We start from the raw sequence: 14,173 nt of genomic DNA, 5'->3' as shown, positions 1-14,173 counted from the left end.
CCGCGCCGTCACGAGACGCAGCGCGACGACCGCCGCCCCCCTCCCCCGGTCGTCGAGGAGGCGCCCCAGCGCCGTCACGAGACGCAGCGCGACGCCCGCCGACCCACTCCCACGGTCGTCGAGGAGGCGCCCCAGCGCCGTCACGAGACGCAGCGCGACGACCGCCGACCCACTCCCACGGTCGTCGAGGAGGCGCCCCAGCGCCGTCACGAGACGCAGCGCGACGACCGCCGGCCCGGTGTGAGTCTCAGCGCTCCTCGTCCTCGGGCGCGAGCACGATCTCGTGGGTGTTGCCGTCGCGGCCGTCGAAGCGCACGGCGACGGTCTCGAACCCCTTGTGGCGCTGGGCCTGGGCGTAGAGGGCGTAGGCGCGGCGGTCGGCGTCGGTGAGGTCGACGGCGTCGGTGAACGGGGTGAGCAGCGCCCGGGGCCACAACCGCCGGGCGAGCACGACGTTGACCTCCACCCCGAGGATCGCCATCACCGAGGCGATGTAGATCAGGCCGATCAGCCCGAGCACCAGCCCGAAGGTGGTGTTGAGGGAGGTGGGGCCGACCAGCGCCTCCTGCACGTACAGCGTGCCGAGGTACTGCAGCAGCTGCCACTGCACGGCGATGGTGAAGGCGCCGGGGGCGGCGGCGATGATCGGGTGGTGGCGCGCGGAGGCCAGCCGCATGAGGAAGGTGAGCACCAGCCCGATCACCAGCACCGTGCCCACGACGATGAGCACCCGCAGCGTGAGGTCGACGCCCTCGCCGAACACCTGCGTGGTGCTGCCGAGCGCGGAGAACACCGACACCGCGAGCACGCCGGCACCGGCGGCGAAGACGAACAGCAGGCTCTTGAAGCGGGCCCGGAACGGGTTGGGCCGGCTGTTGCGCGGCACCGCCCAGGCGGTGGCGAGCACGTTCTGCAGCGCCTGTCCCAGGCCCAGCGAGCCGTACAGCGCCGCGAGGGCGCCGCCGATCACCGCGCCGGTGGACCCCTGCAGGCCCTGCGGCCGGCCGAGCTCGTCGCCGACGATCGGGAAGGTGGCCAGGGCTGAGTCGAGCACCTGCTGCTGCAGCTCGGGGTTGCCCTGCAGCACGAAGCCGAGGATCGAGGAGGCCAGCAGCAGCAGCGGGAAGATCGCGACGAAGGCGTAGTAGGTGACCACCGCGGCCAGGTAGTTGCCCTGGTCGTCGAAGAACTTGTAGACGACGGCGAGGGGGAACCCGATGACCCGGTGTCGACGCTGGAAGCGGTCCAACCGCGACGCCCCGCCCACCGCGCCAGTATGGCGCAGGGACGGGGCGTGCGGCGGACGGGCTCAGTAGGACTTGGGCAGGCCCAGGGAGTGCATCGCCACGAAGTTGAGGATCATCTCCCGGCTCACCGGCGCGATGCGGCCCACGCGGCTGGCCACGAGCAGGCCGGCCATCCCGTACTCGACGCTGGCGCCGTAGCCGCCGTGGGTGTGCACGGCCCGGTCGACGGCGTTCGCGGCGGCCTCCGCGGCGGCGTACTTGGCCATGTTGGCGGCCTCACCGGCGGCCATCTCGTCGCCGGCGTCGTAGAGGGCGGCGGCCTTGGCGTTCATCAGCCGCGCCATCTCGATCTCGATGTGGCTCTGGGCCAGCGGGTGCTGGATGGCCTGGTGGGCGCCGATCGGCGCCTTGAAGACCTGCCGCTCCTTGGCGTAGGCCACCGCCTTCTCCAGGGCGAACCTCGCCAGGCCGAGGGAGAAGGCCGCGGCCATGATCCGCTCGGGGTTGAGGCCGGCGAACAGCTGCACGAGGCCGCCGTTCTCATCGCCCACCAGCGCGTCGGCGGGCAGGCGCACGTCGTCGATGAACACCTGGAACTGCTTCTCGGGGCTGACCATCTCGACCGGGATGTGGTGGAACTCGAAGCCGGGCGAGTCGGTGGGCACGACCAGCAGCACCGGCTTGATCTTGCCCGTGGTGGCGTCCTCGGTGCGGGCCACGACGAGCACGTTCTTGGCCTCGTCGACGCCGGAGATCCAGATCTTGCGACCCGAGAGCACCCAGCCGTCGCCGTCCTTGCGGGCGGTGGTGGTGATGTTGTGGGTGTTGGTGCCGGCGTCGGGCTCGGTGATGGCGAAGGCCATCGTGCCGGTGCCGTCGCAGATGCCGGGCAGCCACTTCTGCTTCTGGGCCTCGGTGCCGTAGCGGCTGATCACGGTGCCGCAGATCGCGGGGCTCACGACCATCAGCAGCAGCGGGCAGCCCTGGGCCGCGAGCTCCTCGCACACGGCGGCGATGTCGCCGATGCCGCCGCCCCCGCCGCCGTACTCCTCGGGGATGTTGATGCCGAGGTAGCCGTTCTTGCCGATCTCCAGCCACAGGTCGGTGGTCTTCTCCCCCGCCCGGGCCTTCTCGGTGAAGTACTCGCGGCCGTACTTGCCGGCCAGCTTCGCGACCTGACGGCGCAGCTCGAGCCGCTCCTCGGACTCGCTGAAGGCGATGGTGTCGCTCATGACTCCTCCTGGTTCTGTTCGCCGACGACGGCGAGCACCTCTCCGGCGGCGACCTGCGCACCGGGGCTGACATTGATCTCGGTGACCACGCCGTCGGTCGGCGCGCTCACGGTGTGCTGCATCTTCATGGCCTCGAGCACGAGCACGACGTCGCCGGCGGCCACGGTCTGCCCGGCCTCGACGGCCACCTTCACGACCGTGCCGGGCATCGGCGCCAGCAGGCTGCCGCTGGCCACCTGGTCGGCGGGGTCGACGAACCGCGGCACCCGCCGCAGCGCGTAGTGGCCCCACGGCGAGTCGACGTCGACGGCCGCGCCGGCGATCCGCACCGCGTGGGTCGTGCGCACGCCGGCGTGGTCGACGGTGACGGTGCGCTGCCCGCCCTCGGCGACCACCGAGACCAGGCGCACACCGTCGACCTCGTCGTCCACCAGGACGTCGCCGTCGCGGTGGTGCAGCCAGTCCACCGCCACCTCGGTGCCGGCGTACTCGAACTCGATCCGCTGCGGCGCGGACACGACGTTGCGCCAGCCCGCCGGGATCCGGCGCTGCACCGGACGGCGCGAGGCGGCGTCGTCGACGCAGGCCAGGGCGGCGGCGAAGAACGCCACGGCCTGCTGGGCGGCGGTGCCGGGCACGGCCGCGGGTCCCGCGAGGTCGTGCTCGCCGAGGAACGCGGTGCTGACGTCACCGGCGAGGAACGCCGGGTGGCGCAGGCTGGCGATCAGCTGCTCGCGGTTGGTGACCAGGCCGTGGATGCGGGCCCGGCGCAGCACGCCGGCCAGCTGGCGCGCGGCCTGCTCGCGGGTGGGCGCCCACACCATCACCTTGGCCAGCATGGCGTCGTAGAACGTCGACACCGTGCTGCCGGAGGTGAACCCGGCGTCGACCCGCACGCCGTCGCCGCCGGGGATCTCGAAGGCGGTGAGGGTGCCGCTCTGCGGCTGGTAGTCCGCGGCCGGGTCCTCGGCGTAGAGGCGCACCTCGATGGCGTGCCCGCGCGCGGGCGGGGCCTGCGCCAGCCACTCGGCGGGCAGGCCACGGCCCTCGGCGACGGCCAGCTGCAGCGCCACGAGGTCGACGCCGTGCACCAGCTCGGTGACCGGGTGCTCGACCTGCAGGCGGGTGTTCATCTCGAGGAAGAAGAAGCGCTGGGTGGCGGCGTCGTAGAGGAACTCCACGGTGCCCGCGCCGCGGTAGTCGATCGCCGCGGCCGCCGCGCGGGCGGCCTCGTGCAGCGCGGCCCGCACGTCGTCGGGCAGCTGCGGGGCGGGGGACTCCTCCACGACCTTCTGGTGACGGCGCTGGAGGGAGCAGTCGCGCTCACCGAGCACGAGCACCCCGCCCGTGCCGTCGCCGACCACCTGCACCTCGACGTGACGCCCGGTCTCGATGTAGGGCTCCACGAACACGGTGCCGTCGCCGAACGCCGAGGCGGCCTCGGCCGCGGCGCGCTCGATCTCGACCGGCAGGGCGGCGAGGTCGCGCACGATCCGCATGCCCCGGCCGCCACCGCCCGCCGAGGCCTTCACCAGCAGCGGCAGGTCGGCGGCGGTGGGCTCGGCGGGCGCCTCCAGCACGGGCACGCCGGCGGCGCGCATGAGGTCCTTGGAGCCGATCTTGGAGCCCATCGAGACGATCGAGTCCGGCGTCGGTCCGACCCAGACCAGGCCCGCCTCCTCCACCGCGCGGGCGAACTCGGCGTTCTCGGAGAGGAACCCGTAGCCGGGGTGGATGGCGTCGGCCCCGGTGCGCCGGGCGGCGTCGAGGACGAGGTCGACGCGCAGGTAGGTCTCGGCCGGGGCGTTGCCGGGCAGCCGCACGGCGTGGTCGGCCTCGGCGACGTAGGGCAGGTCGGCGTCGGCGTCGGAGTGGACCGCCACGGTCTCGATGCCCAGGTCGCGGCAGGTGCGGAAGACCCGCGACGCGATCTCGGCCCTGTTGGCCACAAGCAGACGAGTGATCATCGCGGGTGTGAACCTCCGGAGGACACGGGGCCCCCGCGGCGTTGTGCGCGGAGGAGCGGAGCGGGGGAGCGCAGAACGTCGTGGGGATTCACGGGCGGAAGACTCCGAATCGGTCGGTGCCGACGATCGGCTTCGTGGCGATGACGGACAGGCAGATGCCGAGCACGGTGCGGGTGTCGCGGGGGTCGATCACGCCGTCGTCGTAGAGCATCCCGGAGAGGAAGTGGGGCAGCGACTGCTCCTCCACCATCCCCTCGATCATCGCGCGCATGGCGGCGTCGCCGGCCTCGTCGAAGGGCTGGCCCTTGGCCTCGGCGGATGCGCGGGCGACGATCGAGAGCACCCCGGCCAGCTGGGCGGGACCCATGACGGCGGACTTGGCGCTGGGCCAGGTGAACAGGAACCGCGGGTCGTAGGCGCGGCCGTTCATGCCGTAGTTGCCGGCCCCGTAGGAGGCGCCCATGATCACCGTCAGGTGCGGCACGGTGGAGTTGGAGACGGCGTTGATCATCATCGCGCCGTGCTTGATGATCCCGTTCTGCTCGTACTCCTTGCCCACCATGTAGCCGGTGGTGTTGTGCAGGAACAGCAGCGGCGTGTCGCTGCTGTTGGCGAGCTGGATGAACTGGGTGGCCTTCTGCGCCTCCTCGCTGAACAGCACGCCCTGGGCGTTGGCGAGGATGCCGATCGGGCGGCCGTGCAGGCGCGCCCAGCCGGTGACGAGCGAGGTGCCGTAGAGCGGCTTGAACTCGTCGAACGCCACCGCGTTGGTGGGGCTGACGCCGTCGCAGATGCGGGCGATGACCTCGCGGGGGTCGAAGGGCTCCTTGAGGTCGCTCGGGATGAGGTCGAGCAGCTCCTCGGGGTCGGCGTCGGGCTCGGCGTAGTCGACCGGCTCCGCACCCGCCTTGGCGCTCTTGAGGCGCGCGACGATGCGGCGACCGATGCGGATGGCGTCGCGCTCGTCCTCGGCGAGGTAGTCGGCCAGGCCGGAGATGCGGGCGTGCATCTCCGCACCCCCGAGCGACTCGTCGTCGGACTCCTCGCCGGTGGCCATCTTCACCAGCGGCGGGCCGCCGAGGAACACCTTGGCGGCGTTCTTGACCATCACGATGTAGTCGCTCATGCCAGGCACGTAGGCGCCGCCGGCGGTGGAGTTGCCGAACACCAGCGCGATCGTGGGCTCCTTGCGGGCGCTGGCGCGGGTGAGGTCGCGGAACAGCTTCCCGCCGGGGATGAAGATCTCCTTCTGCGTCGGCAGGTCCGCACCCCCGGACTCCACCAGCGAGATCGTGGGCAGCCCGTTCTCCTGGGCGATCTGGGAGGCCCGGAAGATCTTCTTCACCGTCCACGGGTTCGACGCGCCGCCCTTCACCGTGGGGTCGTGGGCCACGATCATGCACTCGACGCCCTCGACGACGCCGATGCCGGTGACCACGCTCGCCCCGACGGTGAAGTCGCTGCCCCAGCCGGCGAGCGGGGAGAGCTCGAGGAACGCCGAGCCCTCGTCGATCAGCAGCTCCACGCGCTCGCGGGGCAGCAGCTTGCCGCGGCGGTGGTGGCGCTCGACGGCGCGCTCGCCACCGCCGGCCACGGCCTTGGCCTGCTCGGCGTCGAGGGCGGCCAGCTTCTCCAGCATCGCCTCGCGATGCGTCGGGGCCCCGGGGGCCTCGGGGATCTGGGAGGTCACGGTCACTTCTCCACCACCAGCTTCATCCGCTCCAGGGTCGTGCGCATGCCGCGCTGGTTGGTCCGGTTGCGCAGCCGCCCGAGCAGCAGCCAGTACACCTTCACCGGCAGGGCGGGCTCGAGCCGGAAGTACTCGGTCACCACGCAGGCGGCCTCGCCGTCGGGCTCGATGCGGTAGCCCCAATTGTTGATGGGGCGGCCCTGCGTGCCGACCCTGAACTCGAAGACCCGCGGGGCCTCGCAGCGGGTCACCGTGCAGGGCGCCCAGTAGATCGGGCCGACGCCGTTGCGCTTGACGTGGCCCTTGAAGGTGGCGCCGACGGCCGGGCCGGTGGCCCCGCGGGTCCACTGCGCCTCGAACGTCTCCGGGCTGAACTCCCCGATCCGGGTGACGTCGCTGACCAGGTCCCAGACCTTCTCGGCCGGGGCCTCCATGCGCAGGCTCACCGAGCTGGTGAGCGGGGTGAGCAGGTTCACCGGGTGTACCCCAGCAGCTTGGCGGCGAGGTCGGCGAGCACCTCGGTGGCGCCGCCGCCGATGGGCAGCAGCCGGGCGTCGCGGTAGTGGCGCTCCACCTCGGTGCCGTGCATGTAGCCGGCGCCGCCGTGCAGCTGCACCGCCTTGTCGACGACGTAGGTGGCGGCGTCGCAGGCGGTCTGCTTGGCCAGGCACGCCTCGGCGATGACGTTCTCCCCGGCGACGTGGCGCCGGGCGACCTCGCGGGCGTACGTGCGGGCCACCTCCACCTGCCGGCGCATCTCCACCAGCGTGTGCTGCACCGTCTGGTTGCGGATCAGCGGCTTCCCGAAGGTCTCCCGGTCGCGGCACCACTGGGCGGTGAGCTCCAGGGCGCGACCGGCGATGCCGTAGGCGTGCACCGCCAGCGCGATGCGCTCGACCACGAACTGCTCGGCGATGTAGTAGAAGCCGGCGTTCTCCTCGCCCACCAGGTTGGCCGCCGGCACGCGGACGTCGACGTAGGACAGCTCGGCGGTGTCGGAGCAGTGCCAGCCCATCTTGCGCAGCGAGCGGTCGACGGTGAAGCCGGGCGTGCCGGCCTCCACGACGATCAGGCTCAGGCCGTGGGCACCGGCCTCGCCGGTGCGCACCGCGGTGGTCACGAAGTCGGCGCGGGTGCCGGAGGTGATGTAGGTCTTCGCGCCGTTGATGACGTAGTGGTCGCCGTCGCGGCGGGCGGTGGTGCGGATGCCGGCGACGTCGGACCCGCCGCCGGGCTCGGTGACGCCGAGGGAACCGATCATCTCCCCGGCCAGGGTGGGCCGCACGAAGCGGTCGACCAGGTCGGTGTTCCCGGTGGCCAGGCCCGTGCTCACGATGTGGGGCAGGGCGATGCCGTGGGTGAACAGCGCCGACATCAGCCCGGAGGAGGCGCCGGCCTCGAACATGCCCTCCTGCAGGTCGGTGGTGTCGATCAGGTCGCCGCCCTGGCCGCCGACCTCCTCGGGGAAGCCGACGCCGAGCAGGCCCTGCTTGGCCGCCGCGAGGTGGAGCTCGCGCGGCAGCCGGCCGTCGTCCTCCCACTGGTCGAGGTGGGGCATGATCTCGCGCCGCGTGAACTCGGCGCCGACCTCACGGATGTTCACAACAGACCGTCCTGAATCGACACGGTGCGCGAGCGCACCCACTCCCCCAGGCCCTTCGCCTGCGGGTCGAACCGGGTGGAGGCGGCGACGCCGTCTCCGAGGAGCCCACGGATCAGCACGTTGACCGCGCCGAGGTTGGGCAGCAGGTAGACCTCCACGTCGAGGTCGGCGGCCTCGGGCACCAGCTCGCGCACCTTGGTGGGGGTGATGAGCTTGCTGAGCCAGCGCACGCGGTCGTCGTACTTCGGCGAGCCGTCGTGCACCACCCACAGGCCGAGGTTGGCGTCGCCGCCCTTGTCCCCGGAGCGGGCGTGCACGAAGGTGCCCAGCGGCAGCCGGCGGGTGCGCTGGTCGGCGGGGGCGGGGAACGGTGAGGGGCGCTTGCCGGCGTCGGGCTGCAGCGGGGCGAACGCCGTCGGCTCCGGCACGGTCTCGCGGGTGCCGTCGGCGTGCACGACGGTGTGCGCCACGGCGTTGCGGGACACGTAGTGGGGCGTGTAGACGCCGAACGGGCTGGGCGCACCGGGCGGCGTCGTCATCGTGAACCCGGGGTAGGACGCCAGCGCGATCTCGACGAGCGGCCCGGTGAACGCCTTGCCGACCGGCCCCGGGGCGGTGTCCTTGACCGTGCACCGCAGCAGGCAGGAGGCGCCCTCCTCGGTGTCGGCGTCGGGCAGCGGCAGGGCGGTGCGGGTCCAGGAGACCTCGGCGGCGGTGAACGCACCGTCGAGCTGGGAGCGCACCCAGTCGGCCTTGGCATCGAGGTCGAGGCCGGTGAGCACCAGCTCCATGGTGTTCTTGAACCCGCCGAGGGTGTTGACGCACACCTTGAGCTGCTCGGGCGGGGCGTCGCCGCGGGTGCCGGCCAGGCCCACCCGGTCGGTGTCGAGCTGGGTGAGCTCGACGGTGTCGAGCAGCGCGGTGACGTCGGGGTTGAGGTAGCGGGTGTTCTGGATCTCGTAGACCAGCTGCGCGGTGACGGTGTCGACGGTGACCGCCCCGCCCGTGCCGGGGTGCTTGGTGATGACCGCCGAACCGTCGGCGGCGAGCTCGGCCAGCGGGAAGCCGAGCGGACGGCCGTCGTGGGGCAGGGTGCGGAAGCCGGAGAAGTTGCCACCGGTGGCCTGGGTGCCGCACTCAAGCACGTGGCCCACCACCACCGCACCGGCGAGGGCGTCGCGGTCCTCGTAGGTCCAGCCGAAGTGGGCGGCCCCCGCGCCGACGACGAGGGAGGCGTCGGTGACGCGACCGGTCACGACGACGTCGGCGCCGGCGCGCAGGGCCGCGGCGATGCCGAACCCGCCGAGGTAGGCGTTGGCGGTGAGCGCCCCGCCCATCCCGAGCGCCTCGGCCTGCGGGCGCAGGTCGTCGCCCTCGACGTGGGCGATGGCCGGGTCGAGCCCGAGGCCGCGCGCCACCTCGCGCAGCCGGTCGGCGAGGCCGGCGGGGTTGAGACCGCCCGCGTTGGCGACGATGCGCACGCCGCGTTCGAGCGCGTCACCGAGGCAGTCCTCGAGCTGGGTCACGAAGGTACGGGCGTAGCCGAGGCCGGCGTCCTTCATCGTGTCCTTGCCGAGGATGAGCATCGTCAGCTCGGCCAGGTAGTCGCCGGTGAGCACGTCGAGCGGGCCGCCGTCGAGCATCTGGCGCATCGCGGCGAGCCGGTCGCCGTAGAAGCCCGAGCAGTTGCCGACGCGCAGCACGTCGGCACCGGGGGTCGCGCTCATCCGCGGGCCTCGCGGCCGACGCCGGCGGGGCCGGCGAAGCACTGGGCGATGTCGAGCCAGGCGTCCACGCCCGGCCCGGTCGCGACCAGGTCGGTGTCGGCGCGGTGCACGCGCTGGGTGGCGAGCAGGCACAGGTCCACCGCGCTCCCGGTGAGTCGCTCCTCGGCGTCCTCGGACCCCCAGGTCCAGGTCTCGCCGCTGGGAGCGACCAGCTCGATGCGCGGCTCGGCGGCCGGCACCTCCCGGCCCCGGTTGGCGAAGGAGTAGCCGCGGGTGCGCACCGCGAGGTGGGCGACGTGGCGGATCCGGTCGCTGTGTTCGGTCGGCAGGCCCAGCGCCTCGTGGACGTCGAGCGCGTGGGCCCAGGTCTCCATGAAGCGGGCGGTGGCCATCGACGCCGCCGACATCGGCGGGCCGAACCACGGCATCTTCGCCCCCGCCGGCAGCGCCCGCAGTGCGGCGCCGAGGCCGACCCGGGCGGCGTCCCAGCGGCTCAGCAGGTCGGGGTCGGCCGCCAGCGCGTGGGCGCCGGCGTCGACGAACCCGTCGGGGTCGGCCATCGCACCGAGCACGACGTCGTCCCAGGCCGCCTTGCCGGCGGGATCGAGCGAGCCGGCCGCGAGCACGGCCACCTCGTCGGTCCAGGCGAGGTGGGCCACCTGGGTGGCGACGGTCCAGCCCGGGGCGGGGGTGGGCGTGGCCCAGCCGCCGTCGGCGTCGGGTCCGAGGTCGGCGACGACGCCGCGCAGGCGCTCGCCCTCCGCCGCGAGGTCGGCCAGCAGGGTCTCCAGCAGGTCGCTCATCGCGCTCCTCCGGGGGTGGTCGGGGCGAGCCGGGCGTCGAGCAGCCCGGCCCATTCGTCGAGGATCCGGCGACGCCGCTTGGAGTCGTCGGTGATCGTGGCGGCCAGCCCGAGCCCGCGCACGAGGTCGAGGGTGGCCTGGATGAGCTCACGGACGCCGGGGCGGGACTCGTCGGCGCCGAGCAGCTGCACGGTGAGCTGGTGCACCTCGCGACCCACCCGCTGCTCCAGCGGCCCGACGGCGGCGAGCAGGGCCTCGTCGGTGCGCGCCGCGACCCACAGCTCCAGGGCGGCGGTGAAGATCGGGGAGGTGAAGTGGTCGCCCAGCATCTCCAGCACCGCGCGGGTGCGGGTGGGTCCGGTGGGCAGCCGCGCTGCCGCGGCCTCGAGCTCGGAGCCCCGCACGCGGGTGAGGTGCTCGACCGCCGCCACCACGAGGTCGTTCTTGGTGGGGAAGTGGTGCAGCTGCGCCCCGCGGCTGACCCCCGCCCGCTCGGAGACCAGGGTCGTGGAGGTCCCGGCGAACCCGCGCTCGACCAGCACGTCGACGGCGGCGCTCAGCAGCCGCGCCCGCATCAGCCGGGTGCGCTCCTCCTGGGGCACGCGTGTCGCCGTCGTCACAGGGGCGAGCCTGCCGGGTCAGGAACAAACAGTCAAGACTGACTTTAAGAGGACGACGGGCGCGTGGGGCGCCGGGGGAGAAACGTCAGGTACCTGACGAATTGTCGCGGCGCCGGGGGACCTCAGCCCGCGGGAGCCGCGGGCGGCGGGACGGCCGGCGGGGTGAGCACGTAGCGGTAGCGCAGCTTGGAGCCGATGGCGGGCGGGGTGTCGTCGGGCGTGACCCTCGTGATGACGATCCTGCCGAGCTCGAGCTGGTAGGACAGCGTGCTCAGCTCGTTGCCCGAGCCGGCGGTGGAGGTGTAGGGCAGTGGCAGGGTGGCGCCGTTGAGCTTCACGAACACCTCGACGCCGTAGCCGTCGAGCACGGCCTGGGTGATGGCCGGCACCGCGATGACGTCGCGCACCTGGGTGGTGCCGTCGAAGGTCACCGACTCGGCGTCGACGGCCTTGAGCCAGGTCGAGGCCACGGTGCGGGCGGTGGGGGCGAGGTCGATGCCGGCGAGGGAGCCGTCACGCACCGAGGTGGAGTTCACCGCTCCGGCGCGGATGCGGGTGGAGGTGACGGCGTTGGCGGCGATCTTGCTGTTGGTCACGGCCCCGGGCGCGATGTCCTTGGACTGGATCAACGCCTTCGCGGCCACCGGCGCCACGCCGGCGGCGACCCCGCCCAGGGCGAGTCCGACGGCGAGGGCGAGGGCGGGGGTGAGGCGGCGGGTGGGGGAAGTCACGGGCTCTGGTCCTCTCCGCGGGCTCCCGATGAGCCCGACCGGGGCAGCATCGCACGGGCGGGGCTCAGCCGACCCCGTGTCGACCCAACGCCGCGCGCATCGTGTCGGCCAGCCACCCGGCGTACTGCTCGGGTCGCCACCCGAGTCCGGGCACGAACTGGAGGTAGATCGGCGCGCTGGTGAGGACCATCGTCTCGTCGATGAGGTCCTCCGGCACCGGGCCACCGGTGATGGCCTCGAGCATCAGCCGCGTGGTCTCGCGGCGCTGCACCTGCAGCCCCTGCATCATCACGCGGGCGTCGGCCGAGGAGTCGGCGGCCTGCTCGAGCGCCGGGATCAGCGGCATCATCTGGGCCATCATGCGCACCAGGAACCCGCTGAGCACCTGCAACCGCTCACCGACGTCGTCGAGCTCGGCGAGGCCCAGGCCGAGCACCGCCTCACGGAGATCGGGCGCCTCGTCCCCGAAGCTGGTGGCCCGCAGCGCGGCGAGCAGCAGCTCGGACTTGGTGCCGATGGTGTGGGTGATGAGGTCGACCGAGACGCCGGCCTCCTGCGCGACCGCCGCGATCGTGGTGCGGGCCCACCCGTGGGTGGCGAACCGCTCGGCCGCGACCTCCAGGACGCGCTGACGCCGCGCGGCGGCGGCCGCACGTCGACGCGAGGAGTCGTAGGCGCGCCGACGCGGGCCCTCCGACTCCGTGGGGGAGAGGGTCATGCGCACACCCTGCCCCAGCCGGGCGGCGCGGCGGAGCGGTCGGCGACTAAGGATTCGCACAATTTTGATCGCGCGCACCGGATCGGTCGCGGCCTTTGACGCCCCGCCTATCCTGCGCGCATGACGCTCCCCCGTCGCCGCCTCCCCGCGGCGCTCTCGCTGCTGCTCCTGCCCACCGCCCTGCTCGTGACGACGGGCGCCGACGTGCGCGCCGACGTGCCGGGCACCCTGACCCTCGCGTCCTGCATCGGCGACGGCGCGAACGGCGTCCCGGGAGACGAGTGCGCCACCGTGTACGAGGCGATGCGAGGCCCCGGCGGCGTCACCCTCAGCCCCGACGGCACCCGCGCCTTCGTGGCCGCCTTCGACGACGACGCCGTGGTGATGTTCGACCGCGATCCCGCCACGGGCCAGCTCACCCCGGTCGACTGCGTCGCCGACGTCGGATCGCCGGTGGCCGCCTTCTGCGGCGAGACGATCGAGGGCCTCGACGGCGCGTGGGCGATCGCCGTCGCGCAGGACGGCGGGGAGATCTTCGTCGCCGGCAGCAACGACAGCGCCGTCGCGCGACTCAGCGTCGCCGACTCCGGCCTGACCCCGGTGGGCTGCATCTCCGATGCCGGCACCGGTGGGTGCACCGACGCGAGCACCACCGGCACGACGCTCAGGTTCGTCTACGACATCCAGGTCCGCGGCGACGACGTGTACGCCCTGGCCCTCGCCGATGCCGCGGTCGTGCACCTCCGGCCCACCGCCACCGGCCTCACCCTCGAGGCATGCATCGCCAAGGCGGCGACCGCCGGCTGCACCGCCGACACCAACCTCTCCCGTCCACTCTCCATGGAGCTGAGCCCCGACGGCCGGCAGGCCTACGTCTCCGACCGGGGTCGCCTCCACACCTTCGACCTCGCGGCCGACGGCGCGATCACCACCCGGGCGTGCCAGTCCCGCGTCGTGACCGACGGGGTCAGCAGCCTCGCGCCGTGCGCGGACCCCAGCCGGATCGACTCGTTCTACGGCCTGACCCTCAGCCCCACCGGCTCCGACCTCTACCTCACCTCCGAGACGGCCGACGAGGTGCTCCACCTGAGCCGGGCCGCCGACGGCACGCTCGCCTACCGCGGGTGCATCGCCGACGAGGTCCCGGTCGGGGCACCCACGCCGGGGTCTGGGACCTGTGCCCGCGTGGCCGAGGGCCTCGACGGCGTCAACGGCCTGACCACGGATCCCGACGGCGACGAGATCGTCGCGGTGTCCTACGTCCGCAACGCGGCCGTCCGACTGCTGCGCGGCGCCGACGGATCGCTCACCTCGGCCGGCTGCATCGCCGACACCGAGGGCACCGCGTCACCGCTGACGACCTGCCCCACCACCACGCCCGGTCTCGCCGAGCCCTACGACCCCACGATCAGCCCCGACGGTCGCCACCTCTACCTCAGCGGCTACCGGGACGGCACGATCAGCGTCTTCGCGCGGGCGGGCGTGCGCCCGGTCGCGACGTTCACCGCGCCGGCCCGCCAGCGGGCCGGTGCCCTGACCGCCACGGTGAGCTCCACCAGCTTCACGACCGCCGCCCTCACCGGCACGGTCGTGGTGCGCGGCGCCACCAAGAAGCCGCAGCGGTTCACGGTCCGCACCGTGCGCACGAACCTCGTGCCGGGAACCCCCCGCACGCTGCCCCTGACGACGACGCAGAGCGGTCGGCTGAGCAAGCTCCTCGCCGTCCGGGGTGCGCGGGCGACGGCGACGCTGGTGGCGACGGTCAGCAACAGCCGCGGCGACACGGTCAAGCGCGCCACCGTGATGCTCCGACGCTGAGCAGACCCCGGGGCAGG

The 14,173-nt window shown here is 73.2% G+C and carries 13 protein-coding genes; 1 reads left to right on the top strand and 12 read right to left on the bottom strand.

What is annotated here, in order from left to right; all coding sequences use genetic code 11:
* The 12 genes from ACERUN_RS14705 to ACERUN_RS14650 all read right to left on the bottom strand — a co-directional run.
* A partial coding sequence (locus tag ACERUN_RS14705; protein WP_370290779.1) for a hypothetical protein occupies positions 1–210 on the bottom strand: 210 nt, incomplete at its 3' end.
* Positions 211–247: 37 nt separating this feature from the next.
* A complete protein-coding gene (locus ACERUN_RS14700; protein WP_370290778.1) occupies positions 248–1,267 on the bottom strand; it encodes a YihY/virulence factor BrkB family protein in 1,020 nt (339 codons plus the stop codon).
* Positions 1,268–1,309: 42 nt separating this feature from the next.
* Positions 1,310–2,479, bottom strand: a complete 1,170-nt coding sequence (locus ACERUN_RS14695) for an acyl-CoA dehydrogenase family protein (protein WP_370290777.1) — start codon at positions 2,477–2,479, stop codon at positions 1,310–1,312.
* Complete coding sequence (locus ACERUN_RS14690; protein WP_370290776.1) at positions 2,476–4,446, bottom strand: biotin carboxylase N-terminal domain-containing protein; 1,971 nt, start codon at positions 4,444–4,446, stop codon at positions 2,476–2,478. The genes ACERUN_RS14695 and ACERUN_RS14690 overlap by 4 nt, the downstream gene beginning before the upstream one ends.
* 88 nt (positions 4,447–4,534) lie before the next feature.
* Positions 4,535–6,085, bottom strand: a complete 1,551-nt coding sequence (locus tag ACERUN_RS14685; protein ID WP_370290780.1) for an acyl-CoA carboxylase subunit beta — start codon at positions 6,083–6,085, stop codon at positions 4,535–4,537.
* Between the two features lie 53 nt (positions 6,086–6,138).
* On the bottom strand, positions 6,139–6,612 hold the full coding sequence (locus ACERUN_RS14680) for an SRPBCC family protein (RefSeq protein ID WP_370290775.1): 474 nt from the start codon (positions 6,610–6,612) through the stop codon (positions 6,139–6,141).
* The gene (locus ACERUN_RS14675) at positions 6,609–7,739 is read right to left on the bottom strand and encodes an acyl-CoA dehydrogenase family protein (protein ID WP_370290774.1); all 1,131 of its coding nucleotides are present in this window, start codon (positions 7,737–7,739) and stop codon (positions 6,609–6,611) included. The genes ACERUN_RS14680 and ACERUN_RS14675 overlap by 4 nt, the downstream gene beginning before the upstream one ends.
* Complete coding sequence (locus ACERUN_RS14670) at positions 7,736–9,466, bottom strand: acyclic terpene utilization AtuA family protein (protein ID WP_370290773.1); 1,731 nt, start codon at positions 9,464–9,466, stop codon at positions 7,736–7,738. The genes ACERUN_RS14675 and ACERUN_RS14670 overlap by 4 nt, the downstream gene beginning before the upstream one ends.
* Entirely contained in the window at positions 9,463–10,269 is an 807-nt protein-coding gene (locus tag ACERUN_RS14665) for a TIGR03084 family metal-binding protein (protein WP_370290772.1), read from the bottom strand. Before ACERUN_RS14665 ends, ACERUN_RS14670 begins: the two co-directional genes overlap by 4 nt.
* A complete protein-coding gene (locus tag ACERUN_RS14660) occupies positions 10,266–10,889 on the bottom strand; it encodes a TetR/AcrR family transcriptional regulator (protein WP_370290771.1) in 624 nt (207 codons plus the stop codon). The genes ACERUN_RS14665 and ACERUN_RS14660 overlap by 4 nt, the downstream gene beginning before the upstream one ends.
* A 122-nt stretch (positions 10,890–11,011) precedes the next feature.
* Complete coding sequence (locus ACERUN_RS14655; protein ID WP_370290770.1) at positions 11,012–11,620, bottom strand: hypothetical protein; 609 nt, start codon at positions 11,618–11,620, stop codon at positions 11,012–11,014.
* Positions 11,621–11,684: 64 nt separating this feature from the next.
* Entirely contained in the window at positions 11,685–12,338 is a 654-nt protein-coding gene (locus ACERUN_RS14650) for a TetR/AcrR family transcriptional regulator (protein ID WP_370290769.1), read from the bottom strand.
* A gap of 120 nt (positions 12,339–12,458) precedes the next feature.
* On the opposite strand from ACERUN_RS14650, the gene ACERUN_RS14645 reads away from it, so the two are divergent.
* Positions 12,459–14,156: a hypothetical protein gene (locus tag ACERUN_RS14645; protein WP_370290768.1), complete on the top strand. Its 1,698-nt coding sequence runs from the start codon at positions 12,459–12,461 to the stop codon at positions 14,154–14,156.
* Positions 14,157–14,173: the final 17 nt, after the last annotated feature.

It is taken from the genome of Nocardioides sp., from assembly GCF_964229035.1.
Taxonomy (GTDB): domain Bacteria; phylum Actinomycetota; class Actinomycetes; order Propionibacteriales; family Nocardioidaceae; genus Nocardioides.
This window is presented reverse-complemented; position numbering and strand designations above follow the sequence as displayed.

What these genes read in the sequence shown, in the direction of transcription:
- ACERUN_RS14645 (WP_370290768.1), top strand. Translation starts at nt 12,459, where the DNA reads ATGACGCTCCCCCGTCGCCGCCTCCCCGCGGCGCTCTCGCTGCTGCTC.
- ACERUN_RS14665 (WP_370290772.1), bottom strand. Translation starts at nt 10,269, where the DNA reads ATGAGCGACCTGCTGGAGACCCTGCTGGCCGACCTCGCGGCGGAGGGC.
- ACERUN_RS14650 (WP_370290769.1), bottom strand. Translation starts at nt 12,338, where the DNA reads ATGACCCTCTCCCCCACGGAGTCGGAGGGCCCGCGTCGGCGCGCCTAC.
- ACERUN_RS14695 (WP_370290777.1), bottom strand. Translation starts at nt 2,479, where the DNA reads ATGAGCGACACCATCGCCTTCAGCGAGTCCGAGGAGCGGCTCGAGCTG.
- ACERUN_RS14690 (WP_370290776.1), bottom strand. Translation starts at nt 4,446, where the DNA reads ATGATCACTCGTCTGCTTGTGGCCAACAGGGCCGAGATCGCGTCGCGG.
- ACERUN_RS14670 (WP_370290773.1), bottom strand. Translation starts at nt 9,466, where the DNA reads ATGAGCGCGACCCCCGGTGCCGACGTGCTGCGCGTCGGCAACTGCTCG.
- ACERUN_RS14685 (WP_370290780.1), bottom strand. Translation starts at nt 6,085, where the DNA reads ATGCTGGAGAAGCTGGCCGCCCTCGACGCCGAGCAGGCCAAGGCCGTG.